Origin of the sequence: Pseudomonas sp. SG20056 (assembly GCF_031764535.1) — a bacterium.
Taxonomy (GTDB): domain Bacteria; phylum Pseudomonadota; class Gammaproteobacteria; order Pseudomonadales; family Pseudomonadaceae; genus Aquipseudomonas.
Map to the genome: position 1 here is coordinate 2,114,919 of NZ_CP134499.1, position 25,298 is coordinate 2,140,216.

Below are 25,298 nucleotides of genomic sequence, written 5' to 3' on the forward strand. Positions count from 1 at the left end.
TTTCTTGGGTGCGGGTTACTGCCGGTTCAGACGATCACGCCCTGGCTGCGCAGGTAGTCATCGTAGGTGCCGCTGAAATCGGTGATGCCGTTGGGCGACAGCTCGATGATGCGGGTTGCCAGGGAGCCAACGAATTCACGGTCATGGCTGACGAAGATCAGTGTGCCGGGGTAGTTTTCCAGCGCAAGGTTGAGCGACTCGATGGATTCCATGTCCAGGTGGTTGGTCGGTTCGTCCATCACCAGTACGTTCGGCTTCTGCACGATCAGCTTGCCGAACAGCATGCGGCCTTGCTCACCACCGGAGATGACCTTGACCGACTTGAGGATCTCGTCGTTGGAGAACAGCATGCGGCCGAGGGTGCCGCGCACCATCTGCTCGCCCTGAGTCCACTGGCTCATCCAGTCGAAGAGTGTCACGTCGTCTTCAAAGTCGTGGGCGTGGTCCTGGGCGTAGTAACCGATTTCCGCGCTATCGGTCCATTTCACGCTACCGGCGTCCGGCGTCAGTTCGCCGACCAGGGTGCGCAGCAGGGTAGTCTTGCCGATACCGTTGGGGCCGATGATCGCCACACGCTCGCCGGCTTCAACCTGGAAGCTGAAGTTCTTGAACAGGGTTTTGCCTTCAAAACCCTTGGCCATTTTCTCGACCATCACGGCCTGGCGGTGAAGCTTCTTGTTTTGTTCGAAGCGGATAAACGGGCTGACGCGGCTGGACGGTTTGACTTCGGCCAGCTGGATCTTGTCGATCTGCTTGGCGCGGCTGGTGGCCTGCTTAGCTTTCGAAGCGTTCGCCGAGAAGCGGCTGACGAAGCTCTGCAGCTCGGAAATCTGTGCTTTCTTCTTGGCGTTATCCGAGAGCAGCTGCTCACGCGATTGGGTTGCAGCCGTCATGTACTCGTCGTAGTTGCCCGGGAACAGGCGCAGTTCGCCGTAATCCAGGTCGGCCATGTGGGTGCAGACCGAGTTGAGGAAGTGACGGTCGTGGGAAATGATGATCATGGTGCTGTTACGCGCCGTGAGGATGTTTTCCAGCCAGCGGATGGTGTTGATATCCAGGTGGTTGGTCGGCTCGTCGAGCAACAGCACGTCCGGGTCGGAGAACAGTGCCTGGGCCAGCAGTACACGCAGCTTCCAGCCGGGGGCGACTTCGCTCATCGGGCCAAAGTGCTGCTCCAGCGGAATGCCGAGGCCAAGCAGCAGCTCGCCCGCACGGGATTCAGCGGTGTAGCCGTCCATTTCGGCAAACTCACCTTCAAGTTCACCGACCTTCATACCGTCTTCTTCACTCATCTCCGCCAGGGAGTAGATGCGGTCGCGCTCGGCTTTGACCTTCCACAGCTCTTCGTGGCCCATGATCACGGTGTCGATCACGCTGAATTCTTCGTAGGCGAACTGGTCCTGGCGCAGCTTACCCAGGCGCACGTTTGGCTCCAGCATCACCTGGCCACCGCTCGGTTCCAGATCGCTGCCAAGAATCTTCATAAAGGTCGACTTACCGCAGCCGTTGGCCCCGATCAGGCCGTAACGGTTGCCGTTGTTGAACTTCACGGAAACGTTCTCGAACAGGGGCTTGGCCCCGAATTGCATGGTGATGTTGGCGGTGGAGATCACGAATCTTGGTCCAGATAAACGGGCGCACGGGCGCGAAAGGGGCGCGATTGTAGCGGTTTACGGCCACAAAAGGCAGCAGATGGGACGGGTGGAGTGTCTATTCGAGCTGTTTGGCCGTGGCTCGGAGCATGTTTGGGTGCTGCTCTGGCGAACGCCCTGTCAATACGGAAAGCCCAATTGGCTTATCGGCACATCACAGGTGGTTCGCCAAGGGGGGTTATCGCCTAGGCTCAGCCGCAGTCGTAATCGGCCGTGTTCTGCGCGGCAAGCAGGCGCGATCTTCAGAATTGCCTGCTGATAGCTGCGACCAATATGCCGGCTGCGATTGCCGGCAGAGGTTTCTTTACCAGCAGCATGACAATTGCGGTAGTCAGCAAGGCCAGGCGTGCACTCATATCGCCATCAATTGCCATGGGCGTAAGAATGGCCACCAGCACTGAACCGGACATCGCGCTGATGAATTGCTTGACCCTGTAGCTGATCGGCACATACGACATCACGAACACACCACCCCAGCGGGTCGCCAGTGTCACGGCCGCCATGATCAATATGATGATCAGCGTGCCAAAACTCGTCGTAGCAATGCTCATTTCGTCTTCTCCATCCACAGCGCACCCAGGACGCCGCCAGCCAGTGCACCGACAACCACATGGCTATTGTCCGGTATATACCAGTAGGCCAGCAGCGAGGAACCGGCGGCGACTGTCCAGATGAGCAACAAGCGCAGATTCTTCTCGCCACCCACGGCCATTGCCAGCAGGAAGCAACCCATCACCATGTCCAGGCCGAAGCTCTTGGGATCATGGATGGCACCGCCAAAATAGATGCCCAGCCAGGTGCCAAATATCCAGAATGACCACAGTGCAAGGCCGCCGCCGAGCAATAAGCCGAAGCCTGGTTTACCGCGATTGAATGCCTGTATGGCCAGGGCCCAGTTGGCATCGGAAGCAACCAGCATTACGCCATAGCGCTTTGCCGGAGATAAATGACGCAGCCAGGGATAGAGCGATGCGCCCATCAGCAGGTGACGCGCATTGATGGCAAATACGGTGAGGGCCAGTGGCACGATGGGGATGTGCACACCCCACAGCTCCAGCGCGGCGAACTGTGAGGCGCCGGCGAAGACCAGGGTGCTCATCAGCACGGTTGAGGAGTTATTCAAGCCAGTCTGTACTGCCGCCAGGCCAAAAGCAGCGCCGAAGGCGATCACGAAAATGGAAAGAGGGACGAGCTGCTTGAAACCCGCCCACACATCCTGGCGGCTGAATTCATGCAACTGCGTGGTGTTGTCCGACATCTTGCAGCCTCTACTTCATCTCTAGTCTGTTTATTACCGATCCTGGCACTGCGTTCCTCACTGGTGAGTGGGCGACGCGTGGCTCGGCAGGGCAGAACTATGCACCTAGGCGCCTTCTGAAGGAAAACACAGAATTCAGCAGCGGCTTGCCCGCGTTCTGTGAACAAGCCACTCAGGCTGGCTGCAGTGATTCGGCAAGCACCCAGCGTTTTATCAAGCCCTTCGTGTGAGGACGGCAGACTGTGCAGCTGCTGGGGCCATAGCCAAATGCCGCGCTTGGCCACCGTGTGGATTAGCAAAATGACGGCTGAGGGAATGGCCACTCAGCCAGTTGTGCCTGGAAGGGGCATAAAAAAGGCGACTATTGCAGCCGCCTTGTGTGCATCAGTAGTGCAGTTTGCTGCTCCAGTCCGGGTAGTGTGCCGGGCGTTTGAGATGTACGCGGAACTGTTCGGCAGCGGCCGCTGAGCTGCTCCACAGGTACAGGTGCTCTTTCCAGCTACCGGACGCCCAGTTCTGCAGGTAGTAATCAGTGCCGCGCACGGTGTCGCGGTCGCGCAGGCTGATGCTGTCGCCATCCTTGAGGCAGCCGTTGTTGTTGACCAGCTCGATGCGCAGCTGGTTGGATGAATCACCTGACTTCATGTAGTAGGCGTAGTTACCGCCGCCACCGCCCAGCCACCAGTTGAGCCAATAGCCGGGATGGCGACGTGATTCCACCTCGATGTAGTCGCCACTGCGGATGCAGAAACTCTCCGGGTGATACCAGTTGCGCAGGCTGAACAGGCTTTCTGGTTCCAACCCGTTACCACTGATCTTCACCCAGTCGTTGGCCTTGCTGCTGCCGGCACGCAGGGTTTTGCCGGTGGTGGTGCTTTGCAGAACAACTTCGCCGTAGAGGTTTTGTTGCGGCTTGCTGGCGCGGGTTGGCGTCGTGCTGTCGGCACGGGTAAAGCCGGCCACCGGTGAATGATCGGAGTAATCTTGGAATTGCCAGGTCGCGCCCGCTAGGTTGACTGTCCAGCGGGGCGCCGGGGTATCCAGGGCCTGGTTGTGCCAGAAGGGCAATTGCCGGTGGTTGCGCGAAATGAAGATGTAATCCAGGTATTCCGGGGCGTGATTGGGGTATTGGTAGTTGGCGATGCCGTTGCGTTTGGTATCAAAGGTGGTATCGCTGCCGGCATAGCTATCCGGTGCGTTGACCTGCAGGCGGGCGAGCATGTCGTGGTACTCGCTGCTGTCCTTGATGACATTGAAGTCTCCGCCAATAAACACCAACTGATCAAGGCTAATGCCGCGGGCGCTGATGAAGTTCTGCAGTTCATCAAACTGGCTGGCCCGTACCGCTGCACCTTTGCCATCCGGGCAACCGGTGTCCGCTGCCTGCGCGTGGGTGCCGATGATATGCACGGCCTGGCCATTGCGATTGAGTTTGACGTAGACAAAGCCCTTGTTGGACAGGTAATCCGCCCCGCAGCCTTGGCTGTAGACATATTGCACGCGTTGCTCAATTGGCCAGCGGCTGACGATGGCTACGCCGCCGTCTTCCGGGGTGGTGTCCGAATAAGCGCCTAGCGTGGCATCCCAGCCAGTGCGGCTGCGGCCGAGCACGGGCGTCTGATACGGGTACTGGTTTTGCAAACCATTGAGCAGAATGGTCGACGCCGGGTTATCGAACAGTTCGTTGAGAATCACCGCATCCTGGCCCTGGATATACGCCGCTTCCGCGATCAGTGCCGCACGCTGTTGCTGGCCCCAGCCCGGTTTTATCGTGCTGGGTAGCAGAAATACGTTATGTGCCAGCAGTTTGAACTGCTCATCCGGGTTTGCCTGGACAAAGGTCGGGGCGGATAGGGCAAGCGTACTGAAACACAGCAGTGGCAACAGGCATCGATGCATGGGGTGGCCTCCGGGTAGGGGAATGGCCAGTCTTCCAGTCACCATGAACTGCGGAAATGATCGAAAGGTGGGTGGGCTAGACCAGCGCCAGCGCAGTCTGCTTGGAAAGGGTTACATCGGCATGACGCGGCTGTTACGAATCCACTGCTGGTGGGTCGAGCAACAGGGCCAGCTTCAGGCGTTTGGGCAGTTTGGCTACCACCAGTTGATGGGAGCGCGTCAACAGCTCGCGCAGTTCGCCATCACTTAGCGGGTAGGGCGCGGCCATGCTTATCCAGTGTGCGCGGGCCAGATAAGGGGCAGGGCGGATGCCCGGGCGGTCGCAATAGCCGAGAAACAGGTCGGCATCGACTTTAAAAGCGAGACCGTCGCGGCTGTCCAGGTGGAACAGGGTGAACATCTTGCTCTCGGCCACCGAGAACACCCGCACGCCGCCCCATTTGATGTCCTCACGGGCACCCGGCAGGCTCAGGCAGAACGCGGCGATTTGCTCGATGGTCATGCCGGGGACGCTCCTGTGTTACTCGCGGTAGAAAACCTGCACCAGATGATAGCCAAACTGGCTTTTCACCGGGCCGTGTACTTCACGTACCGGCTTTTTGAAGATCACCTGGTCGATGGCGCGCACCATCTGTCCTGGGCGCACCTCACCCAGATCGCCGCCTTTCTTACCGGAGGGACAGGTCGAGTATTTGCGTGCCAGCACATCAAAGGCCTCACCAGCGGCAATGCGTTTCTTCAGCGCGGCGGCTTCTGCTTCGGTTTTCACCAGAATATGGCGGGCCATTGCCTTTGGCATGACGGGCTCCTCGGATTTGAATGAACGTATTGTGCCAGTATTTTCAGCCGCTTAGCGCTTGAGCCGAGCACGCGCCGAATTTCTTGGGAGCGATGCGTAATCTTCGCCTAACGTAATAAATCCAACTCGCGGGAAATATCGTTATGGACCTCAATGCCATGCTGAAAATCCTGTCCAGCCAGGACGGGTCCGACCTTTATCTTTCCACCGGGGCGCCGCCCTGCGCCAAGTTTAATGGCGTGCTCAAGGCGCTCAGTGCTGAGCCACTAAAGGCCGGCGAGGTGGCGGCGATTGCCGATTCGGTGATGGATAGCGCGCAGCGTGAGGAGTTCGAGCGTGAGCTGGAAATGAACCTGGCCATTTCGATTGCCAGCGTTGGGCGCTTTCGTATCAACATCTTCAAGCAGCGCAACGAAGTGTCGATCGTGGCGCGCAATATCAAGATGGACATTCCTAAGTTCGAAGACCTCAAGCTGCCGGAAGTGCTGCTCAAGACGGTGATGGAAAAACGCGGTCTGGTGTTGTTTGTCGGTGGCACGGGGTCGGGCAAGTCGACCTCACTGGCGGCGCTGATCGACTACCGCAACCGCAACAGCGGCGGCCATATCATCACCATCGAAGACCCTGTGGAGTATGTGCACAAGCACAAGAAGTCGATCATCAACCAGCGCGAAGTGGGCGTGGACACGCGCAGCTTTCACGCGGCGCTGAAGAACACCCTGCGTCAGGCCCCGGACGTGATTCTGATCGGCGAAATTCGCGACCGCGAGACCATGGAGCATGCCCTGGCCTTTGCTGACACCGGCCACCTGGCAATCTCCACGTTGCACGCCAACAACGCCAACCAGGCGCTGGACCGCATCATCAACTTCTTCCCGGAAGACCGCCGTCCGCAGCTGCTCAATGACCTGGGCAACAACCTCAAGGCATTTGTCTCGCAGCGGCTGGTCAAGACCATCGATGGCAAGCGGCGGGCGGCGGTGGAGGTGTTACTGGGGACGCCAACGGTGCGAGATCTGATCAAACGCAACGAGTTTTCCGAGATCAAGGAAATCATGGAAAAGTCGAAAAACCTCGGCATGCAGACCTTCGATCAGGCGCTGATCGACCTGGTCAACGATGGCTCGATTGATGAAGAGGAAGCGGTGAAAAACGCCGATTCGGCGAACAATGTGCGCCTCAAGCTCAAGCTCTACCGCGACAACCCCGGTACCTCCGCGCCTGCCGCCCCCGCGCCAGTAGCTGCTGCACCGACGCCTGCTGCGCCTGCGGCCCCGGCCGCTTCGGCGGGTGAGTGGGGGCTGGAGTTGAAGCTGGAAGATATTGAAGAAGAGCAACTGCCGGAGGATCCTGGGCGCAAAGGTATTTGAACCACCGGTTTCACTGAGGCTGTTCGCCTGAGCGCTCAGGGCGGTAAGCGTCCTGAAAACGCTGGATCATGCCGTCGGCGCGCAGCGCTTCAACGGCCTTGCGCAGATCTTCCTGCAACTGCGCATCGCAGTCTTTCGAGCAGGCCAGGTACATGTCGGTACTGGCCAGCACGGGGCTCATCTGCAATCTGGTGTTGCTCTGTGGCCACAGATACAACCCTTCCGGCACTCCAGTAAACCAGGCATCGACGCGGCCCAGCTCGAGCAGGCGTGCGGGATTATCGCCAAGCTTGAGGCTGACAATCTGCGTTTCACTAAACCCCTCGCTCTTGAGTATTTCCATCTGTGCGGTGCCCAGGCCGACGGCGATGCGCTGGTAACGTTGGCGGGCTTCGGCAAAATCGGCCACTGGTGCGTCAAGGCTGAAGAAGGCACGCTCAAGCGGCATGATCGGGGCGATCCAGCTGTACAACGCTTCGCGCTCCGGGGTGCGTGAAAGCGGGATGATCAGCATATTCTTCCCGCGATTGACCCGCTGCTGGGCACGAGCCCAGGGGGTTACATGGATATGGCTGAGATATCCCGCACGGGCAATCGCGGCCAATGCCACATCGCCGACCATGCCGTAACCGCCCTGAAAGCTGACAAAGGTCAGCGGCGGTGCGTCCGGCATGTGCAGCTCCAGCGGCTCCTGTGCTGTTGCGCTCAGGCTCAGCGAGGTTAGGACAGCGAGACAGATCCAGCGCAGAGCCACGGCAGTACTCCAGCAACGACTGGCTTGGAGTATAAGCACTGCGCGCCGTGCCCGGCTGGAGTTTTTAGTACGTCAGTTCCGCAGCTCTGCCAGGTCGCGGTACAGCTCCAGCGCCTGTGGGTTGGCTAGCGCATCGGTGTTTTTTACCGGTTTGCCGTGCACCACGTTGCGCACCGCCAGCTCGACGATCTTGCCACTGATGGTGCGCGGGATATCCGCCACGGCGATGATCTTGGCCGGCACATGGCGTGGGGTGGTGTTGGCGCGGATTACCTGGCGGATCTGCGTTTGCAGGGCATCGCTCAGCTCCAGGCCTTCGCGTAGACGGACAAACAGCACCACACGCACGTCATCGTCCCATTCCTGGCCGATGGCGATGGATTCCAGCACGGCTTCGACCTTTTCCACCTGGCGGTAGATCTCGGCGGTGCCGATCCGCACCCCGCCGGGATTCAGCACCGCGTCACTGCGGCCGTGAATTACCAAACCGCCATGGGCGGTGACTTCGGCGTAATCGCCATGGGCCCAGATGCCGGGGAAGGTGTCGAAGTAAGCCGCCTGAAACTTGCTGCCGTCGGTATCCTTCCAGAAGCCAATCGGCATCGATGGGAAATGTTGTGCGCAAACCAGCTCGCCTTTTTCCCCGCTTACCGGCTGGCCGGCGTCGTTCCACACCTGCACGTCCATGCCCAAGCCCTTGCATTGCAGCTCACCGCGCCACACCGGCAGCACCGGGTTACCGAGGGCGAAGCAGGAGACGATATCGGTACCGCCTGAGATCGATGACAGGCAGATATCAGCTTTGATCTCGCGGTAGACGTACTCGAAACTCTCATGGGACAGCGGCGAGCCGGTCGACAGAATCGCTTTAAGGCGTTGCAGCTGGTGGGTTTGGCCTGGTTTGGCACCGGCTTTTTCTAGGGCCGCGAGGAATTTGGCACTGGTGCCGAAGATGCTGATGTTTTCCGCGTCGATCAGGTCGATCAGGCGTTCGGCATCTGGGTGGAACGGCGAGCCGTCGAACAGCACCAGGGTCGCGCCCAGGGCCAAGCCGGAGACCAGCCAGTTCCACATCATCCAGCCGCAGGTGGTGTAGTAGAACAACGTGTCGTCGGCATGCAGGTCGGTGTGCAGGCCGAGTTCCTTTACGTGCTGCAACAGAGTGCCACCAGTGCCATGCACGATGCACTTGGGCACGCCGGTGGTGCCGCTGGAATAGAGGATATACAGCGGGTGGTCGAACGGGATCTGAGTGAATTCGGGTTCGCCGCCGGCCTGGTAGAAGTCCTGCCACAGCGCGACCTTGGCCGCTGAATGGAAGTCGGCGACTTTGGCCTGGGTATTGGAGTAGGGCACCACAATCAGCTGTTCAAGCGAGGGCAGGCGTTCGAGGATCTCGTTGAGCTTGGCCGTCAGATCGAGGTTCTTGCCAGCGTAGCGGTAACCGGCTGCAGCGATCAGCACCTTGGGTTCGATCTGGCCAAAGCGGTCGATCACGCCCTGGGTGCCGAAGTCTGGCGAGCAGCTCGACCAGGTGGCACCGAGACTGGTGCAGGCGAGCATGCCGACCAGGGTTTGCCAGGTATTGGGCATAAAGGCAGCAACGCGGTCGCCAATACCTACGCCAGCTTCACGCAGGCTGCGTTGCAGGCCCGCGACATGGGCGGCCAGTTCGGCGTAGCTCAGTTGTTCGCGCGAGCCGTCTTCGCCAATGGCGATCAGGGCTGGGTGATTATCACGACGGCGCAGCAGGTGTTCGGCAAAGTTCAGCGTTGCGCCAGGAAACCAGTGCGCGCTGGGCATGGCCTTGCCTTCCTGCAATACGGCGCCGGGTTGTGCACTGAAACGCACCTCGAAGAACTCGACCACCGCCTGCCAGAAGGCTTCACGTTGCGTCACGCTCCAGGCGTGCAGGGTGGGGTAGTCGACCAGCTGCAGGTCGTGGCGCTGATTGACGAAGCGGCGAAAGCTGTCCATCCGAGTGGCGGCGATACGTTCGGCAGAAGGCGTCCACAGGGGCTGTTGCATCGTGCTTCCTCATCATTCTTGTTATGCCGACATTGATGGTCGGCTGGTGCGGCAAGCCTACTGACTGATGGCGGGCTTGCGTCGAGCAGTTGCGTCGCCGTTTTGATCAGTCTCAGCTGTAGCTGTAGTCACTTTGCACCGCCCTCAGGCAATAGGCCGTGAGTCTGAGGCGTGTGCTTTACAGTGCGTAAATAAAACCTTACGCACTACCTGCCGCTAGGCATTGGCCAGTTTGGCCCGTGCCACCCGCGAACCATTGGGCTTGTCCAGCACTGCGCAAATACGCTGGCCAGCTGCGATCAATCGGTCCATGTCGATACCGGTTTCAATGCCCATACCGTTAAGCAGATACAGCACGTCTTCGGTTGCGACATTGCCGGTGGCGCCTTTGGCATAAGGGCAGCCGCCCAGACCCGCCACCGAACTGTCGAATACGCTGATGCCTTCCAGCAGGCTGGCGTAGATATTCGCCAGCGCCTGGCCGTAGGTGTCGTGGAAGTGCCCGGCCAATTTGTCTCTGGGAATATCGCGGCCAACGACCTCGAACAGCTTGCGGGTATCGTCCGCCGTGCCGGCGCCAATGGTGTCGCCCAATGACACTTCGTAGCAGCCCATGGCAAACAGCTCGCGAGCCACGCTGGCGACTTGCTCGGGTGGCACGCTGCCGTCATAGGGGCAGCCCAGTACGCAGGAGACATAACCGCGCACGCGGACGCCATGCTGCTTGGCGGCGTCCATGACCGGGATAAAACGATCCAGACTCTCGCGGATCGAGCAGTTGATGTTCTTTTGCGAGAAGGCTTCCGACGCGGCAGCAAACACCGCCACTTCGCGCACGCCGGCTTCACGTGCCGCTTCAAAGCCTTTCAGGTTGGGGGCCAGAGCGGCGTAGGTAATGCCGGGGTGCTGCTGAATCTGCGCAAACACCTCGGCGCTGCCCGCCATTTGCGGCACCCACTTGGGCGAAACAAAGCTGCCCACCTCGATGTAGCGCAGGCCTGCGGCCGACAGGTCATCGACCAGGCGCACCTTATCGGCCACGCTGATCGGCTGTTTCTCATTCTGCAAACCATCGCGCGGGCCGACTTCGACCAGGCGAACCTGTTTGGGTAGGTTCATCGTTGCCTCGCTGTTCTCGGTGATGGGTAACGCGTTGCCCAACCCATCCTACGTTGCTGTACTTTGCCTGTAGCAGGGGCTTTAGCCGCGAGCGTTTATCGCTGTTGTCGCGGCTAAAGCAACTCCCACTTATCCGCTATGCGCCGGCCTCTTCCAGCTCCACCAGCACAGCGCCTTCGCTGACCATTTCGCCTTCGCGGCAATACAGCGCCTTGACCGTTCCGGTCTGCGGCGCGCGGATGCTGTGTTCCATCTTCATCGCCTCAAGCACCACCAGCGCGGTGCCGGCTTCTACGTACTGGCCGGCTTCTACCAGCACCCGCACGATACTGCCGTTCATCGGGGCTGTCAGGCCGCCGTGTTGCTGATGGCTGGCTTCGACCTCGGCAATCGGGTCGTAGAGGCGGACCGCCTGCAACGCACCCGCATAGTGCAGATACAGGCAATCGTCGCGGCGAATGGCGCGGTGTTGCTGACGCATACCGTCGCGCTCGACGTGCAACTGCTCACCGTGCAAGTGGATGGCAGACGGTGTCGCATGGCGCAGGCGAACCACCTGACGCTCATTTTGGCAACTCAGGTGCAGATCAATTTCAGCCGGTAAACCCAGGCGCATGCCGTTGTGATGCGCCCAGGGCGAGTGATAGTCGTCGTGGCGTTGCAGCGGCGCTTCACTCTGCACAAAGGCCTCGGCAGCCAGTTGCCAGAATTCGGGCGGCAACTCGCTCACAGGCGGCAGCAGTTGAGCCTCATGGCGCGGAATAAAACCGGTATCCAGCTCTGCGTTGGCAAAGGCCGGATGGGCCAGCACACGCTGCAGGAACGCCAGGTTGGTTTTAACGCCGCCGACGCAGGTTTCCTTGAGCATGGCCACCAGGCGCAGCCTTGCTTCCTCGCGGTTTGCGCCCCAGGCGATCAGCTTGCCGAGCATGGGGTCATAGAACGGCGAGACTTCATCGCCTTCGCTGACGCCGCTGTCGACCCGGCGGCCATGGCCCGCATTGGCTTCGCGGTACAGCGCCAGGGTGCCGGTGGCAGGCAGAAAGTCGTTGTCCGGGTCTTCCGCATACAAGCGCACTTCAATGGCATGGCCAATCAGCGGCACCTGCTCTTGTGTCAGCGGCAGTGGCTCACCACGTGCGACGCGAATCTGCCAGGCGACCAGATCCAGGCCTGTGATCAGCTCGGTTACAGGATGCTCGACCTGCAGACGGGTGTTCATCTCCATAAAGAAGAAGTCACCACGCTCATCCAGCAAAAACTCCACGGTGCCTGCGCCGACATAACCGATAGCCTGCGCCGCCTTGACCGCCGCTTCGCCCATGGCTCGGCGCAGTTCGGCTGACAGCCCCGGAGCCGGCGCTTCTTCGACGACCTTCTGGTGGCGACGTTGGATCGAGCAGTCGCGCTCATTGAGGTACAGACAGTTGCCATGCGAGTCGGCAAACACCTGAATTTCCACATGGCGCGGCTTGAGCACGTATTTTTCCACCAGCATGCGCGCGTCGCCGAACGAGGATTGCGCCTCACGCTGGGCGCTGGCCAGGGCTTCGGCCAGCTCGCTTTGGCGTTCGACCACCTTCATACCTTTGCCACCACCACCGGCAGCGGCTTTTAGCAGCACCGGATAACCGATCTGTTCAGCTGCCTTGCGGAAGGTTTCCACATCCTGCGCCTCGCCGTGATAGCCAGGCACCAGCGGCACACCGGCGGCGTCCATCAACGCTTTGGCGGCGGATTTGCTGCCCATGGCGTCGATGGCCGAGGCGGGTGGGCCGAGGAAGATCAAGCCGGCGGCTTCGATGGCGCGGGCAAAGCCGGCGTTCTCCGAAAGAAAGCCATAGCCAGGATGGATGGCCTGAGCACCGCTGGCTTTGGCTGCGGCAATGATCGTGTCGATCAACAGGTAGCTGTCCGCCGGTTTGGCACCGCCCAGATTGACCGCCAGATCGGCTTCGCGCACATGGCGCGCGCTGGCGTCGATGGCGCTGTGCACTGCCACCGTTTTCATGCCCATTGCCTTGGCCGTGCGCATCACCCGGCAGGCGATTTCGCCACGATTGGCCACCAGCAGGGTGTCGATAGGCTTAAGGCTCATGGGGTTGGCTCCTGCCAGGCGGGTTTGCGTTTATCCAGAAAGGCGCGCAAGCCTTCCTGACCTTCGGCGCTGACGCGGATACGGGCGATGGCGTTCTCGGTATAGCGACGCAGCGCCGGGTTCAGTACGCCGCTGCCGACTTCGCGCAGCAGATCCTTGCTGGCGAGCATGGCCTGCGGGCTGTTGAGCAGCAGGTTATCGACCCAGGTGTTTACTGCCTCATCGAGCTGCTCTGCCGGGTAGCATTCTGCAAACAGCCCCAGCTCCTGGGCGCGCTGGCCGCTAAAGCGCTCAGCCGTCAGGGCGAAGCGCCGCGCGGCGCGCTCGCCAATCGCCTGCACGACAAAGGGGCTGATCACCGCTGGTGCCAGACCGATGCGTACTTCGGACAGGCACAGCTGGGCATCAACGGCGCCGATGGCCATGTCGCAGCAACTGATCAAGCCGAGTGCCCCACCAAAAGCCGCGCCTTGCACCACGGCCAAGCTTGGGATCTTCAACTGATGCAGGTTGTACATCAGTTCGGCCAGCTCGCGTGAATCGGCCAGGTTGGCGGTGTAGTCCAGGGTCGCCGCGTGTTGCATCCAGGCCAAATCCGCGCCGGCGGAAAAGTGCTTGCCACGGCCGCGCAGCAGCAGAAAACGCAGGCTTTTGTCGGCCATCACCGCGTCGAGGGCGAGAATCAGCTCGCGGATCATCTCGGCGTTAAAGGCGTTGTTCTTGTCCGCGCGGTTAAGCCAGAGCGTGGCAAAACCGCGTGGGTCTTTCTCAAGTTGTACGGTGGTGAAGTCGGTCATAGCGGCTCCAGACATTGTGTTTTTACTCCCTCTCCCATTTATGGGAGAGGGGAGTTGATGTTTACATGCGGAAAACGCCAAAGGTGGTCGGCTCAATCGGCGCGTTCAGGCTGGCAGACAATGCCAAACCGAGTACATCGCGGGTCTGCGCCGGGTCAATCACGCCGTCATCCCACAGGCGGGCGCTGGAGTAGTAAGGATGGCCTTGGCGCTCGTACTGTTCGAGGATCGGCTGCTTGAGTTTGGCTTCATCTTCGGCAGAGAAGCTCTGCCCGGCGCGAGCGGCCTGTTCGTACTTGACCTGCACCAGTACGCCGGCGGCCTGTTCAGCACCCATGACGCCGATCCGTGCATTCGGCCACATCCACAGAAAGCGCGGGTCGTAAGCGCGGCCGCACATGCCGTAGTTACCGGCGCCGAAGCTGCCGCCGATGATCACGGTGAATTTCGGCACCTTGGCGCAGGCCACGGCGTTGACCAGTTTGGCCCCGTGTTTGGCAATACCGCCGGCTTCGTACTTCTGCCCGACCATAAAACCGGTGATGTTCTGCAGGAACAGCAACGGAATGCCGCGCTGGCAGGCCAGCTCGATAAAGTGCGCACCTTTTTGTGCTGACTCGGCAAACAAAATGCCGTTATTGGCGAGGATCGCCACCGGATAGCCGTGGATATGCGCAAAGCCGCACACCAGCGTTGTGCCGAACAGCGCCTTGAACTCATCGAATACGCTGCCGTCAACGATGCGGGCAATCACTTCGCGCACATCGAAGGGCTGCTTGGCGTCGGCCGGAATCACCCCGTACAGCTCATCCAAGCTGTACAGCGGGTCGATTGGCGCACGAGCGTTCAACACGCCGAGCTTGCGCCAGTTCAGGTTGCTGATGCTGCGCCGTGCGAGGGCCAGAGCATGTTCGTCGTTGTCGGCGTAATGGTCGGCCACGCCGCTGGTCTTGCAGTGCACATCGGCACCGCCCAACTCTTCGGCGCTGACCACCTCACCGGTGGCGGCTTTTACCAGCGGCGGGCCGGCGAGAAAGATGGTGGCCTGGTTGCGCACCATGATCGCTTCATCGGCCATGGCCGGCACATAAGCGCCCCCCGCAGTGCAAGAGCCCATGACCACGGCGATCTGCGGGATGCCCATGGCGCTCATATTGGCCTGATTGAAGAAGATTCGGCCGAAGTGCTCGCGGTCCGGAAACACCTCATCCTGACGCGGCAGGTTGGCACCACCGGAATCCACCAGATAGATGCACGGCAGGCGGTTCTGCTGGGCGATGGTTTGTGCGCGCAGGTGCTTTTTCACGGTCAGCGGGTAATAGCTGCCGCCTTTTACCGTGGCGTCGTTGGCCACGATCATGCATTCGACACCCTCGACTCGGCCGATGCCGGCCACTACGCCCGCCGCCGGCACCTCTTCGCCATACACCTCATGGGCGGCCAGTTGACCGATTTCGAGGAACGGTGAGCCGATATCCAGCAGGCGGTTGATCCGTTCGCGCGGCAGCAGCTTGCCACGCGAGGTGTGGCGCTCTTGCGCCTTGGCACCGCCGCCTTCATGCACACGGGCGAGCAGGGCGCGCAGCTCGTTGACCTGAGTGAGCATCGCCGCGCTGTTGGCGGCGAACTCCGGCGAGCGGGTGTTGATCTGGGTGTGCAGGATCATGGCTTACTCCGTAAGCGCTGCAAGCGACAAGTTTTAAGCCGCAAGAGGAACGCGCTCTTGCTTGCAACTTGTGGCTTGCCGCTTATAGCTGCGAAATTCATTTCGTTTCGTTAAACAACTCGCGGCCGATCAGCATGCGGCGGATTTCGCTGGTGCCGGCGCCGATCTCGTAGAGTTTGGCATCACGCAGCAAGCGGCCAGCCGGGTACTCGTTGGTGTAGCCGTTGCCGCCGAGCAGCTGGATGGTGTCCAGCGCCATCTTGGTGGCCATTTCAGCGGTGTAGAGGATCACGGCGGCGGCGTCCTTACGCGATTCCTCGCCGCGGTCGCAGGCCTTGGCCACGTTATAGAGGTAGGACTTGGAGGCGTTCATACCGGCGTACATGTCGGCCAGCTTGCCCTGTACCAGCTGGAACTCGCCGATGGACTGCTTGAACTGCTGGCGCTCGTGCACGTAGGGCAGCACCACGTCCATGCAGGCGGTCATGATCCCGGTCGGGCCGCCCGACAGTACGGTGCGTTCGTAGTCCAGACCGCTCATCAGCACGCGCACGCCGCCGCCTTCGGCACCGAGGATGTTTTCTTCTGGTACTTCGCAGTCCTCGAACACCAGTTCGCAGGTGTTCGAGCCGCGCATGCCCAGCTTGTCCAGCTTCTGGTGGCGGGAAAAGCCCTTGTAGTCGCGCTCGACGATAAACGCGGTCATGCCGCGTGAGCCGGCGCTGACGTCGGTCTTGGCGTAGATCACGTAGGTGTGGGCGTCGGGGCCGTTGGTGATCCACATCTTGTTGCCGTTTAGCACGTAGCGGTTGCCACGCTTTTCCGCGCGCAGCTTCATCGACACCACGTCGGAGCCGGCATTGGGCTCGCTCATGGCCAGGGCGCCGACGTGTTCGCCGGAGCACAGCTTGGGCAGGTACTTGGTCTTTTGCTCGTGGGTGCCGTTTTTGCGGATCTGATTGAGGCACAGGTTGGAGTGCGCGCCGTAGGACAGACCGACCGAAGCGGAGGCACGGCTGATCTCTTCCATCGCCACCACATGGGCCAGGTAACCCATGTTGGTGCCGCCGTATTCCTCTTCCACGGTCATGCCGAGCAGGCCCATGTCGCCGAACTTGCGCCACATGTCCATGGGGAACTCGTTGTCACGGTCGATCTGCGCCGCGCGCGGGGCCAACTCGGCCTGGGCGAACTGGCGCACCGAGTCGCGCAGCATGTCGATGGTCTCGCCGAGACCGAAGTTGAGGGTCGGGTAGCTCATGGTTCCACCTGTAATTGTTCGAATTAAGATCAGGAGATAACACTTTGTTTTGAAACAGTTTCAGCTAATGCAGCTAAACAGCGCTCTTCGGCGGTATCCAGCTCAAGTTGCATCTGCTCGATGTCCAGCAGTTGCTGCTGCAACTGCGCGCGACGCTCAGCGATCTTGGCCATAAAGGTGTGTAGCTGCTTGTGATTGCCGTGCACAGGGTCGTACAGCTCGATCAGTTCCTTGCACTCGGCCAGCGAAAAGCCGATGCGCTTGCCGCGCAGGATCAGCTTGAGGGTGACCTTGTCCTTGGCGGTGTAGATGCGCTCCTGACCGCGACGCTCGGGGCTGAGCATCTGCTGTTCTTCGTAGAAACGAATGGCGCGGGTGGTGATATCCAGCTCGCGGGCTAGTTCGGAAATGGAGTAGGTGATGGCGGACATACAGCAGCTCTCGTTTACCTTTACGTTAACGTAAGCTTGCCGGCGCCTGTAGTCAACCAGAGCGCGTGCTGCATGATCGGCTTGATCAAACCTGATGCGGATTTATGAACTAAAAACTTTTATCCAACAATGGATTACGGAGTTTATCTAGAAAGGTAGGGAGGTACACGTTGCTGCAGTATCTGCACCAGCGCGGGGTCCATAAACGCGTAATCGTCGGGGATGTTCAGGCTGTGAATGCGCTTGTTGCCAAGCTGGCGGCGAAATTTCTCGGCCAGTTTGCGGCGATGACGGCTTTCCATCACCAGAATCAACTCGGCCCATTCCAGTAGCTCTGGGCTGACTGGATTATCGGCGTCACGGTTGACCCCAGCTGACGCCGTTTCAACCCCAGGCCAATCGGCGAAAACATGTTCGGCGGTGGGGCTGCGCAGGCGGTTCTTGGCGCAGATAAACAGAACCCTGAGTGACATGTACTTGCTATCCGATGGCTCAGACCTGGGCCTTCTGGTTTTTCTTTTCCTGGGCCGTAGCCTGCTGGGAAATTTCGATGATCTGTTCGCGCATCCAGCGGTTGGCGGGGTCCTGGTCGGTGCTTTCGTGCCAGTAGAGATGGGTCTCCAGCGGAGTCATGTCTTTGACTGGCAATTCGACAAAATGCAGGTCATTGCGGCGGGCAAAGCGCTCCGGCACGGTCATGGCCATGTCGGTGCCTTGCAGTACGGTGGTGGCCATCAGGTAATGCTGCGAGCGCAGGGCAATCTTGCGCTGGATACCCATGCGACCTAGGGCCAAGTCGACGTGGCCGAGACCGCTGCGGCGGCTGGAGATGTGGATATGGGTCAGGCCCATGTATTCGTCCAGGCTGATTTTCTCTTTAGCCAACGGATGGCCACGGCGCATGGCGCACACGTAGCGGTCTTCCATCAACTTGACGTGACGCACCTGTGGGTCGGTATTCAGCGGTGCGTCCACAGCAAAATCCAGGCGGCCAGCAGCCAGCTCCTTGGTGGTTTCGCGGCGCCGGGCCAGCATGCTTTCGATATTCACATTGGGTGCCATACGGCGCAGACGCTGGAACAGCGGTGGCAGGACGATGGCCTCGGTGAGGTCGGTCATGCTGATGCGGAAAGTCTTGTTGGCCTGAGCCGGATTGAAGATGCGGCTTTCCTGCACGGAGATGCGCAGCTGCTGCAGCGCGTTGCGCACCGGGCCGATGATGTTCTGCGCCATTGGCGTGGGCACCATGCCTTGGGCGGTGCGTACGAACAGCGGGTCATTGAAGGTTTCGCGCAGGCGCGCCAGGGCGTTGGACACGGCGGGTTGGGTAATACCAACGATCTGCCCGGCGCGGGTCAGATTAGCCTCGGTGTAGATGGCATCGAAGACGACAAAGAGGTTGAGGTCGACCTTGTTCAGATTCATTACACGCTCGCTCCGCAGGTTGTCGGTATCAGTGGATCATATATCGGTGATGAATGTTTATACACGGTGAGAATAGATTAGATAAATCCTAAGCCCTGTTCTAGCATCATTTCCACTTCACCGAATTCCCCAAAAATCAGCGTCAGAAGGTAGCCATCATGGATTTCGCCTACTCCCCCAAGGTTCAGCAGCTGCGTGAGCGCGTCACCGCGTTTATGGAGACCCATGTCTATCCAGCCGAAGCCGTGTTCGAGCAACAGGTCAATGAAGGCGACCGCTGGCAGCCCACCGCGATCATGGAAGAGTTGAAAACCAAGGCTAAAGCTGAAGGCTTGTGGAACCTGTTTCTGCCGGAGTCCGAACTGGGCGCCGGGCTGACCAACACTGAATACGCGCCGCTGGCGGAAATCATGGGCAGCTCGTTGATCGGTGCCGAGCCGTTCAACTGCGCCGCGCCGGATACCGGCAACATGGAAGTGTTGGTGCGCTATGCCAATGAAGCGCAGAAGGAACAGTGGCTCAAGCCGCTGCTGGACGGCACCATCCGTTCCGCCTTCGCCATGACCGAGCCCGGTGTAGCGTCCTCCGATGCCACCAATATGCAGGCCAGCGCTGTGCGCCAGGGTGATGAGTGGGTGATCAACGGCCGCAAATGGTGGACATCGGGTGCGTGCGACCCGCGCTGCAAAATCATGATCTTTATGGGCCTGACCAACCCGGATGGCCCGCGCCACGCACAGCACTCGATGATTCTGGTGCCGATGGATGCCCCAGGCGTGAAGGTGCTGCGTCCGCTGCCTGTATTCGGCTATGACGATGCGCCGCACGGTCACGCCGAAGTGCTGTTCGAAAACGTCCGCGTACCTTACGAGAACGTGCTGCTGGGTGAGGGCCGTGGTTTCGAGATTGCTCAGGGTCGCCTTGGCCCTGGCCGTATTCACCACTGCATGCGCTCCATCGGCATGGCCGAGCGCGCACTGAAGTTGATGTGCGAGCGCTCCATCAGCCGCACCGCTTTTGGCAAGCCGCTGGCGCGTCTGGGCGGCAACATTGATCACATCGCCGACTCGCGTATGGAGATCAATATGGCGCGTCTGCTGACGTTGAACGCGGCGTACATGATGGATACCGTGGGTAACAAGATTGCCGCCAGTGAGATCGCCCAGATCAAGGTGGTCGCACCGAACGTGGCGCTGAAGGTGATTGACCGCGCCATCCAGATTCACGGTGGTGCTGGGGTTAGCAACGACTTCCCGCTGGCCTACTGGTACGCCATGCAGCGCACCCTGCGCCTGGCTGACGGTCCGGACGAAGTGCATCGCGCGGCCATCGGCAAGTTCGAGATTGGCAAGTACGTGTCCAAGGATGTGATGAAAGCCAGCCGCTAAGGCGCATCACTGGGAAAAGCACAAGGCCCGCAATTGTGGGCCTTGTGCGCTATGGCGAATGCGGTGTCCCTGGTGGGGCAACTTCATCATCCGGGTTGGCATGCTGTTGCAGCCAGAGCAGGCGCATATGCAGCTGCGCCGCGAAGGCACGGGCGGCTTGTTCTTGATGAAAGATCAGGCTGCGGCGGCCCATACGCACTTGCCAACGCAGCTTGCCGCGCTGCACCAGCGGCTCGATAACAATGCTCGGTGAACTCAAACGATCAAGGCTCCTGTCTGGGGGCGCGGGTCTTCAGTAGCGACAGTATCACTCCGCCCGCCAACAAGCCGAGTGTCATGCACAGCGAGAGCAGGGCGGGCACCTTGACGATATCGTGGAGAAAGATCTTGCCGCCGATAAACATCAGCACCAGCGCCAGGGCGTACTTCAGGTAGATAAAGCGGTGCATCAGCGCCGCCAGGGCAAAGTACAGCGCGCGCAGGCCAAGAATCGCAAAGATGTTCGAGGTGTAGACGATAAACGGGTCCTGGGAGATGGCCAGCACCGCCGGCACGCTGTCCACGGCAAACACCAGGTCAGCCAGTTCGATCAGTACCAGCGCCAGCAGCAGCGGCGTGGCATGCAGCAGGTGCTTGCCCGACGTTCTATCCGGCTGACGCACCAGGAAACGCCCGCCGTGCATATCCTCCGTTACTCGAATATGCCTGCGTAGGAACTGCAGCAGGCGGTTCTGGCTGAGGTCGGGGTGCTGTTCTTCCTTGGCTGAGAGCATGCGCACGCCGGTAAACAGCAGAAACGCACCGAACAGGTACAGCACCCACTCGAAGCTCTGCACCAGCGCCGTGCCCAGGCCAATCATCGTTGCGCGCAGCACGATCACCCCGAGAATGCCCCAGAACAACACGCGGTGCTGGTAACGCCGAGGGATGGCGAAGAAGTTGAGAATCACCGCCATAACGAACACGTTGTCCATCGACAGTGATTGCTCGACCAGAAAGCCGGTGTAGAACTCCAGCGCCTTGGTGGCGCCCAGCTGCCACCAGATCCAGCCGCCAAAGGCCACGCCAACGCTGAAGTAGCCGCTGTACAGCAGCAGGCTTTCGCGCATCTCGATTTCATGCTGATCGCGGTGCAGCACGCCGAGGTCGAGTATCAGCAAACCGAGGATGATCAGCAGAAAGGCCAGCCAGAACCAGCTTGGGGTGCCGAATAATGGAGTGGTGAGCATGCTTGCCAGGCTATCCACGGAGCCACCTCGCTTGTCTGCCTAAGTTGAGACTCAACTCAGTGACTCCGACATCACGGTGAAGGCTCACCGCCAGAGGGGCCCGGCGTCACGCTGATTAAGCAATAGGCCTTGCTGGCAAGTTCGGCAAGCGCCGGAGCGGGGGATTAGTTGCTGTACTGGTAGATGATTGGGGCAAAAATGCCCGTGTCGTGGCCCTTCTTCAGGCACTGATTGAACTGCTCCAGGAACCAGCCCATCTTCAGCGATTTGGCGATGCCCATGTGCTTGCTGTCGCTCTTGAACGGCACCGGTAAGGTGGTGAAAGCATCGGGTTGCAAGCCAGGCCAGCTCTGGGCGAGCCTGCGAATATCGACGCTGGAACCGAGCAGGATCGCATCGATGCGACCACGCTGCAGCATGCCCAGGCCACTGCGAGTGTCGTTGAAACCGACAATGGTCATGTTGCCGTTGGCCACGGCTTCGTCATACGCAGTGCCATAGCTGGTGCCGATGGTCGTGCCGATCAGCTTGTCTTTCAGGTCGGTGATGTTCTGGTAGGCAAACTCGCGGCCTTTCTGCACCACCAGCACGATATGTTCGGTGAAAATCGGTTCGGAAAAGTCGAACAGGGCCAGGCGCTCATCACTGATCGACAAGCCAATCACGCCGCCTTCGCTGCGTTCGGCCATGGTATAGGCACGTTTCCATGGCAATAGCTGAATCTGATAGGGCACCTGCATCTGGTTCAGGCAGTGTTTACTGATGTCTACGACAATGCCCTTGGCCTCGCCATCCTCCTCAAAGTACTTGGGGAAGCCATCGTGTGCGCCAAACACCCGGAACATCTCAGCCTGGGCGGTTTGTAGGACCAGCAGGGCTAGTAGCAGGATCAACCGCAGAGGTGTAGCGGGCATGGCAGAACCTCAGGTTGAGGCGAGAAAGTCTGTTCAGCTTAGCCACTCGGCGTTGTTAATCATTGCTTGATGCAGCAATTGCTGCAAACAACGCCGGGTTTTCTGTGGAGTTGTTTGCAGGCTTAGTACACCCAGACTTCCACCCGGCGGTTCTTGATCCGTCCGTCATCGCCGCTGTTAGCGGCTACCGGCAGTTCATCGCCCATACCAATGATGTCGCGGAAGATTACGCCGCCCTTGTTCAGCTCACGGCGCACGGCCATAGCCCGCAGTTTTGATAGCAGCTCGGCGCGGGCGGTGTCCGCCTTAGCATCACCGAAGCCCACCAGCACCACCTTGTCGCGCAGCTTGTCTTGCTCGCGTAGGTAGGCCATCAGCCGGTTGAGGTCGCGTAAGGCCTTGTTGTCGAGATTGGCGCTACCTTCCTGAAAGCGGAAGTTCACTGACAAGCGCTGGGCGTTCTGCGCCAGAGCCTGGTAGTTCGCCGGCATTTGCGCGTTGGCGGGGATTTTCACTGCCTGCACGGTCTGCGCGATAAACCCACTCTGGTCGACAATCGCCTGGCCACGGGTACTGTGAGCGAACTGCACCAGTGCACGGCCCCAAGGGTTACTCAGCTCCGGCTGGTTATACAGAAACAGCCGGCGCGACAGCGGGTAATCCTCGGTGGCGATCAGGGTCAGGCTCGGCAGCATCGGTTGCGAGTCGCCGGCGGCAATCGCCACGGCCTTGGCCTGGCGGATGTAGGGCAGGCCGATAAAACCGATGCCGTTAGGATCCTGGCTGACCGAGTCGGAGAGCTTTTCGCTGGACTCGAAGCGTTTGGCGTTGGCGGCCAGGGCTTTGCCGTTGGCACTGAGTACCAGCTCCTTGAAGGTGTCGAAGGTGCCGGACTTGTCATCACGGGCGTACAGGGTGATGGCGCCGGCCGGGGCACCGAGTTGCGCCCAGTTACTGATTTCCCCGGCGAATATCTGCGCCAGCTGCGCGGTGTTCAGCGCGGCCAGTGGGTTGCTCGGGTGCAGAATGATGGCCAGGCCGTCAAGGGCGATGATCTGCTCGGCACTGGCGCTTTTTAGGTCGCCCAGGCTTAGTAAACTGGTGGCTTCGCTATCCTTGATCGGCCGGGACGAGGCAGCCAGTTCGGCGCTGCCATCGGCCAACGAAGTAAAACCGGTGCCCGAACCGTGGGCCGCCACTTCAATGCTGACGCTACGGCCATCGGTGGTTTTACCAATGATCTTCTGCTCGTTTTCCGCAGCGCCGGCCTCGATGCGGATGGCGCTCAATCCCTGTTCTTCCATTAGCCCCTTGACCAGCGCGGGGCCGAGTCGTGCACCAATGGTGTTGGAGCCTTGGATACGCAACACGCTGCTGTTATCGCTGGGGATGGGTAAGGCGGCGAATACCGACCAGGGCAGGGCGTAGCAAATGGAGCCAAGCAGCAAAAAGCTGACAGTACGAATCCAGGTATCACGTTCGAAGGCAGAGGAGGCGCGCAACATGCGGCAAACACCTTATATGGGTGAGTGAAAGTGCCGCGACGATAAGACAAAAAAGTGACTGCAATATGACAGTCACTTATCTATGTGGAGGCTCTATCGCAGGCCTACTGCGCCAATTCCAGCCAGATGGGCGCGTGGTCCGATGGCTTTTCCATACCGCGCAGGTCGTAGTCGACGCCGGCGTCCTTGATCCGCGCCTGCAACGCCTGGGAGGCGAGAATCACGTCGATGCGCAGGCCACGCTTGGGTTCGTCTTCGAAGCCGCGGCTGCGGTAATCGAACCAGCTGAAACGGTCATTCACTGTGGGGTTGAGATGGCGGAAGCTGTCAACCAGGCCCCAGTTCTTCAGGGTGGCCAGCCACTCGCGCTCTTCTGGCAGAAAGCTGCATTTGCCGGTTTTCAGCCAGCGCAGACGATTAGGTTCACCAATGCCGATGTCGCAATCTTCTGGCGAGATATTGATATCACCCATCACCACCAGCGCCTGCTCGGGGCTGAACTGATTGAGCAGCAGTTGCTGCAGGTCGGCATAGAAACGTTGCTTGGCCGGGAACTTGGTTGGGTGGTCGCGGCTTTCACCTTGCGGGAAGTAGCCGTTCATCACCGTCACCGGGTTGCCCTGGGCATCGGCAAAGGTGCCGTAGATAAAGCGCCGTTGCGCGTCCTCGGTATCACCGGGAAAACCCTTGTGCAGGCTCAAGGGTTCCTGGCGCGAGAGCAGGGCAACGCCGTAATGGCCTTTCTGGCCGTGGTAATGCACGTGGTAGCCGAGCTGACGGATATCCGCCTCGGGGAACTGCTCGTCGGCAACCTTGGTTTCCTGCAGGCCGATAACATCCGGCTGGTGTTTCTCGATCAATGCGGCCAGTTGATGCGGGCGTGCACGCAGGCCGTTGATATTGAAGGAGACGATCTTCATGGGCGGCAGTCCTGGCTGTGGCTCTGGAAAGCCCGCGATGCTAGCCGATTAGCGGCCCTGCCGGCCAGCCTGTGGCGGCGCTGGGTGCGCGGTGCTAACGTGGCTGCAGGCCCAGTAAATCAAGAACAACAGAGGTCAAGCAGATGCCCAACAGTCTCGCCGAAGTACGTATGCTCGATGGTGGCTATGCCCGCGAAGCACGCTCGCTGCTTTATCACGCCTATCGTCACGACCCTACCTTTGCCTACCTGTTTGAAGCCGAGCGGCCAGGCTATGACCAACGCGTGCGCGCTACGGTGCGCGAGCTGGTACAACAGCACTTTGCCGAAGACCTGCCCGCCATCGGTTTACTAATCGACGATCGTCTGATCGGTATGGCGCTGATCGCACCGCCACAGCGGCGCATGGACATCACCGAAAGCTGGGGCTGGCGTATGCGTATGCTGCTGACCACCGGTTTTCGTTGCACCAAGCGCTACTTGGAATACCACGACGCCGTGATCGCCTGCCTGCCGCCAGGGCCGTACCACGTGTTGCCGCTGCTGGGCATTCACCCGGAATACCAGGGTAAGCACCTCGGCGAACAACTGCTTGAAGCGCTGCACAACTGGTGCGCCGAAGACGCCAGCTCCCAGGGGGTGGTGCTGGATACGGGCAATGGACATTACCTGGAGTTCTATAAACGCCAGGGTTACGAGGAAATCGGCGAGGTGGCCATCGGCCCGATTATCGAGCACGTGTTTTTCCATCCCAGTCCGCAACTGGCAATCAAGGCCAGTGCCTGA

At 60.0% G+C, this 25,298-nt stretch carries 24 protein-coding genes; 3 read left to right on the top strand and 21 right to left on the bottom strand.

Annotated elements, in window-relative coordinates; translation table 11 throughout:
• Nucleotides 1-26: 26 nt before the first annotated feature.
• From RHP75_RS10165 to RHP75_RS10190, 6 genes are all read right to left on the bottom strand, one after another.
• Complete coding sequence (locus RHP75_RS10165; RefSeq protein WP_311091720.1) at nucleotides 27-1,613, bottom strand: ABC-F family ATPase; 1,587 nt, start codon at nucleotides 1,611-1,613, stop codon at nucleotides 27-29.
• A 281-nt stretch (nucleotides 1,614-1,894) separates the two neighbouring features.
• The gene (locus tag RHP75_RS10170) at nucleotides 1,895-2,203 is read right to left on the bottom strand and encodes an AzlD domain-containing protein (RefSeq protein ID WP_311091721.1); all 309 of its coding nucleotides are present in this window, start codon (nucleotides 2,201-2,203) and stop codon (nucleotides 1,895-1,897) included.
• Nucleotides 2,200-2,910: an AzlC family ABC transporter permease gene (locus RHP75_RS10175; protein WP_311091722.1), complete on the bottom strand. Its 711-nt coding sequence runs from the start codon at nucleotides 2,908-2,910 to the stop codon at nucleotides 2,200-2,202. Before RHP75_RS10175 ends, RHP75_RS10170 begins: the two co-directional genes overlap by 4 nt.
• A 384-nt stretch (nucleotides 2,911-3,294) precedes the next feature.
• A complete protein-coding gene (gene sph, locus RHP75_RS10180) occupies nucleotides 3,295-4,809 on the bottom strand; it encodes a sphingomyelin phosphodiesterase (protein ID WP_311091723.1) in 1,515 nt (504 codons plus the stop codon).
• A 133-nt stretch (nucleotides 4,810-4,942) separates the two neighbouring features.
• Entirely contained in the window at nucleotides 4,943-5,311 is a 369-nt protein-coding gene (locus RHP75_RS10185) for an MmcQ/YjbR family DNA-binding protein (RefSeq protein ID WP_311091724.1), read from the bottom strand.
• Nucleotides 5,312-5,329: 18 nt separating this feature from the next.
• Nucleotides 5,330-5,608 carry a peptidylprolyl isomerase gene (locus tag RHP75_RS10190; RefSeq protein WP_160014225.1) on the bottom strand — a complete coding sequence of 93 codons (279 nt, stop codon included), beginning with the start codon at nucleotides 5,606-5,608 and terminating at the stop codon, nucleotides 5,330-5,332.
• 143 nt (nucleotides 5,609-5,751) lie between these two features.
• On the opposite strand from RHP75_RS10190, the gene RHP75_RS10195 reads away from it, so the two are divergent.
• Complete coding sequence (locus RHP75_RS10195; RefSeq protein ID WP_311091726.1) at nucleotides 5,752-6,978, top strand: PilT/PilU family type 4a pilus ATPase; 1,227 nt, start codon at nucleotides 5,752-5,754, stop codon at nucleotides 6,976-6,978.
• A gap of 10 nt (nucleotides 6,979-6,988) precedes the next feature.
• On the opposite strand, the gene RHP75_RS10200 is transcribed toward RHP75_RS10195, so the two are convergent.
• The 10 genes from RHP75_RS10200 to RHP75_RS10245 all read right to left on the bottom strand — a co-directional run bounded on the left by RHP75_RS10200 (nucleotide 6,989) and on the right by RHP75_RS10245 (nucleotide 18,557).
• Complete coding sequence (locus RHP75_RS10200; protein WP_311091727.1) at nucleotides 6,989-7,651, bottom strand: transporter substrate-binding domain-containing protein; 663 nt, start codon at nucleotides 7,649-7,651, stop codon at nucleotides 6,989-6,991.
• Nucleotides 7,652-7,804: 153 nt separating this feature from the next.
• Nucleotides 7,805-9,760, bottom strand: coding sequence for an acetoacetate--CoA ligase (locus RHP75_RS10205; protein WP_311091728.1), 1,956 nt, complete (start codon nucleotides 9,758-9,760; stop codon nucleotides 7,805-7,807).
• 216 nt (nucleotides 9,761-9,976) lie between these two features.
• The gene (locus RHP75_RS10210; RefSeq protein WP_311091729.1) at nucleotides 9,977-10,879 is read right to left on the bottom strand and encodes a hydroxymethylglutaryl-CoA lyase; all 903 of its coding nucleotides are present in this window, start codon (nucleotides 10,877-10,879) and stop codon (nucleotides 9,977-9,979) included.
• Between the two features lie 136 nt (nucleotides 10,880-11,015).
• Entirely contained in the window at nucleotides 11,016-12,977 is a 1,962-nt protein-coding gene (locus RHP75_RS10215) for an acetyl/propionyl/methylcrotonyl-CoA carboxylase subunit alpha (protein ID WP_311091730.1), read from the bottom strand.
• Nucleotides 12,974-13,774 (bottom strand): gamma-carboxygeranoyl-CoA hydratase, encoded by an 801-nt coding sequence (locus RHP75_RS10220; protein WP_311091731.1) that lies wholly within the window; start codon nucleotides 13,772-13,774, stop codon nucleotides 12,974-12,976. Before RHP75_RS10220 ends, RHP75_RS10215 begins: the two co-directional genes overlap by 4 nt.
• Nucleotides 13,775-13,835: 61 nt before the next feature.
• Entirely contained in the window at nucleotides 13,836-15,440 is a 1,605-nt protein-coding gene (locus tag RHP75_RS10225) for a carboxyl transferase domain-containing protein (RefSeq protein WP_311091732.1), read from the bottom strand.
• 97 nt (nucleotides 15,441-15,537) lie between these two features.
• Entirely contained in the window at nucleotides 15,538-16,701 is a 1,164-nt protein-coding gene (locus RHP75_RS10230; RefSeq protein ID WP_311091733.1) for an isovaleryl-CoA dehydrogenase, read from the bottom strand.
• A gap of 29 nt (nucleotides 16,702-16,730) precedes the next feature.
• A complete protein-coding gene (locus tag RHP75_RS10235; protein ID WP_311091734.1) occupies nucleotides 16,731-17,132 on the bottom strand; it encodes a MerR family DNA-binding transcriptional regulator in 402 nt (133 codons plus the stop codon).
• 143 nt (nucleotides 17,133-17,275) lie between these two features.
• Nucleotides 17,276-17,605, bottom strand: coding sequence for a low molecular weight protein tyrosine phosphatase family protein (locus tag RHP75_RS10240; protein WP_311091735.1), 330 nt, complete (start codon nucleotides 17,603-17,605; stop codon nucleotides 17,276-17,278).
• A gap of 19 nt (nucleotides 17,606-17,624) precedes the next feature.
• Entirely contained in the window at nucleotides 17,625-18,557 is a 933-nt protein-coding gene (locus tag RHP75_RS10245; RefSeq protein ID WP_311091736.1) for a LysR family transcriptional regulator, read from the bottom strand.
• A 158-nt stretch (nucleotides 18,558-18,715) separates the two neighbouring features.
• Between RHP75_RS10245 and RHP75_RS10250 the strand changes: the two genes are divergently transcribed.
• Nucleotides 18,716-19,945, top strand: a complete 1,230-nt coding sequence (locus RHP75_RS10250; protein ID WP_311091737.1) for an acyl-CoA dehydrogenase — start codon at nucleotides 18,716-18,718, stop codon at nucleotides 19,943-19,945.
• A 49-nt stretch (nucleotides 19,946-19,994) separates the two neighbouring features.
• Here the strand turns inward: RHP75_RS10250 and RHP75_RS10255 are convergent, their stop codons facing one another.
• From RHP75_RS10255 to xthA, 5 genes are all read right to left on the bottom strand, one after another.
• Nucleotides 19,995-20,204: a hypothetical protein gene (locus RHP75_RS10255; protein ID WP_311091738.1), complete on the bottom strand. Its 210-nt coding sequence runs from the start codon at nucleotides 20,202-20,204 to the stop codon at nucleotides 19,995-19,997.
• A gap of 4 nt (nucleotides 20,205-20,208) precedes the next feature.
• Nucleotides 20,209-21,174: a TerC family protein gene (locus RHP75_RS10260; protein ID WP_409079731.1), complete on the bottom strand. Its 966-nt coding sequence runs from the start codon at nucleotides 21,172-21,174 to the stop codon at nucleotides 20,209-20,211.
• Nucleotides 21,175-21,338: 164 nt separating this feature from the next.
• A complete protein-coding gene (locus RHP75_RS10265) occupies nucleotides 21,339-22,088 on the bottom strand; it encodes a transporter substrate-binding domain-containing protein (protein ID WP_311091740.1) in 750 nt (249 codons plus the stop codon).
• Nucleotides 22,089-22,210: 122 nt separating this feature from the next.
• Complete coding sequence (locus RHP75_RS10270; RefSeq protein WP_311091741.1) at nucleotides 22,211-23,593, bottom strand: phosphate ABC transporter substrate-binding/OmpA family protein; 1,383 nt, start codon at nucleotides 23,591-23,593, stop codon at nucleotides 22,211-22,213.
• 104 nt (nucleotides 23,594-23,697) lie between these two features.
• Nucleotides 23,698-24,513 (bottom strand): exodeoxyribonuclease III, encoded by an 816-nt coding sequence (xthA, locus tag RHP75_RS10275; protein WP_311091742.1) that lies wholly within the window; start codon nucleotides 24,511-24,513, stop codon nucleotides 23,698-23,700.
• Nucleotides 24,514-24,656: 143 nt separating this feature from the next.
• On the opposite strand from xthA, the gene RHP75_RS10280 reads away from it, so the two are divergent.
• The gene (locus RHP75_RS10280; protein WP_311091743.1) at nucleotides 24,657-25,298 is read left to right on the top strand and encodes a GNAT family N-acetyltransferase; all 642 of its coding nucleotides are present in this window, start codon (nucleotides 24,657-24,659) and stop codon (nucleotides 25,296-25,298) included.

What these genes read in the sequence shown, in the direction of transcription:
- RHP75_RS10170 (WP_311091721.1), bottom strand. Translation starts at nt 2,203, where the DNA reads ATGAGCATTGCTACGACGAGTTTTGGCACGCTGATCATCATATTGATC.
- RHP75_RS10175 (WP_311091722.1), bottom strand. Translation starts at nt 2,910, where the DNA reads ATGTCGGACAACACCACGCAGTTGCATGAATTCAGCCGCCAGGATGTG.
- sph (WP_311091723.1), bottom strand. Translation starts at nt 4,809, where the DNA reads ATGCATCGATGCCTGTTGCCACTGCTGTGTTTCAGTACGCTTGCCCTA.
- RHP75_RS10185 (WP_311091724.1), bottom strand. Translation starts at nt 5,311, where the DNA reads ATGACCATCGAGCAAATCGCCGCGTTCTGCCTGAGCCTGCCGGGTGCC.
- RHP75_RS10190 (WP_160014225.1), bottom strand. Translation starts at nt 5,608, where the DNA reads ATGCCAAAGGCAATGGCCCGCCATATTCTGGTGAAAACCGAAGCAGAA.
- RHP75_RS10195 (WP_311091726.1), top strand. Translation starts at nt 5,752, where the DNA reads ATGGACCTCAATGCCATGCTGAAAATCCTGTCCAGCCAGGACGGGTCC.
- RHP75_RS10200 (WP_311091727.1), bottom strand. Translation starts at nt 7,651, where the DNA reads ATGCCGGACGCACCGCCGCTGACCTTTGTCAGCTTTCAGGGCGGTTAC.
- RHP75_RS10205 (WP_311091728.1), bottom strand. Translation starts at nt 9,760, where the DNA reads ATGCAACAGCCCCTGTGGACGCCTTCTGCCGAACGTATCGCCGCCACT.
- RHP75_RS10210 (WP_311091729.1), bottom strand. Translation starts at nt 10,879, where the DNA reads ATGAACCTACCCAAACAGGTTCGCCTGGTCGAAGTCGGCCCGCGCGAT.
- RHP75_RS10215 (WP_311091730.1), bottom strand. Translation starts at nt 12,977, where the DNA reads ATGAGCCTTAAGCCTATCGACACCCTGCTGGTGGCCAATCGTGGCGAA.
- RHP75_RS10220 (WP_311091731.1), bottom strand. Translation starts at nt 13,774, where the DNA reads ATGACCGACTTCACCACCGTACAACTTGAGAAAGACCCACGCGGTTTT.
- RHP75_RS10225 (WP_311091732.1), bottom strand. Translation starts at nt 15,440, where the DNA reads ATGATCCTGCACACCCAGATCAACACCCGCTCGCCGGAGTTCGCCGCC.
- RHP75_RS10230 (WP_311091733.1), bottom strand. Translation starts at nt 16,701, where the DNA reads ATGAGCTACCCGACCCTCAACTTCGGTCTCGGCGAGACCATCGACATG.
- RHP75_RS10235 (WP_311091734.1), bottom strand. Translation starts at nt 17,132, where the DNA reads ATGTCCGCCATCACCTACTCCATTTCCGAACTAGCCCGCGAGCTGGAT.
- RHP75_RS10240 (WP_311091735.1), bottom strand. Translation starts at nt 17,605, where the DNA reads ATGTCACTCAGGGTTCTGTTTATCTGCGCCAAGAACCGCCTGCGCAGC.
- RHP75_RS10245 (WP_311091736.1), bottom strand. Translation starts at nt 18,557, where the DNA reads ATGAATCTGAACAAGGTCGACCTCAACCTCTTTGTCGTCTTCGATGCC.
- RHP75_RS10250 (WP_311091737.1), top strand. Translation starts at nt 18,716, where the DNA reads ATGGATTTCGCCTACTCCCCCAAGGTTCAGCAGCTGCGTGAGCGCGTC.
- RHP75_RS10260 (WP_409079731.1), bottom strand. Translation starts at nt 21,174, where the DNA reads ATGCTCACCACTCCATTATTCGGCACCCCAAGCTGGTTCTGGCTGGCC.
- RHP75_RS10265 (WP_311091740.1), bottom strand. Translation starts at nt 22,088, where the DNA reads ATGCCCGCTACACCTCTGCGGTTGATCCTGCTACTAGCCCTGCTGGTC.
- RHP75_RS10270 (WP_311091741.1), bottom strand. Translation starts at nt 23,593, where the DNA reads ATGTTGCGCGCCTCCTCTGCCTTCGAACGTGATACCTGGATTCGTACT.
- xthA (WP_311091742.1), bottom strand. Translation starts at nt 24,513, where the DNA reads ATGAAGATCGTCTCCTTCAATATCAACGGCCTGCGTGCACGCCCGCAT.
- RHP75_RS10280 (WP_311091743.1), top strand. Translation starts at nt 24,657, where the DNA reads ATGCCCAACAGTCTCGCCGAAGTACGTATGCTCGATGGTGGCTATGCC.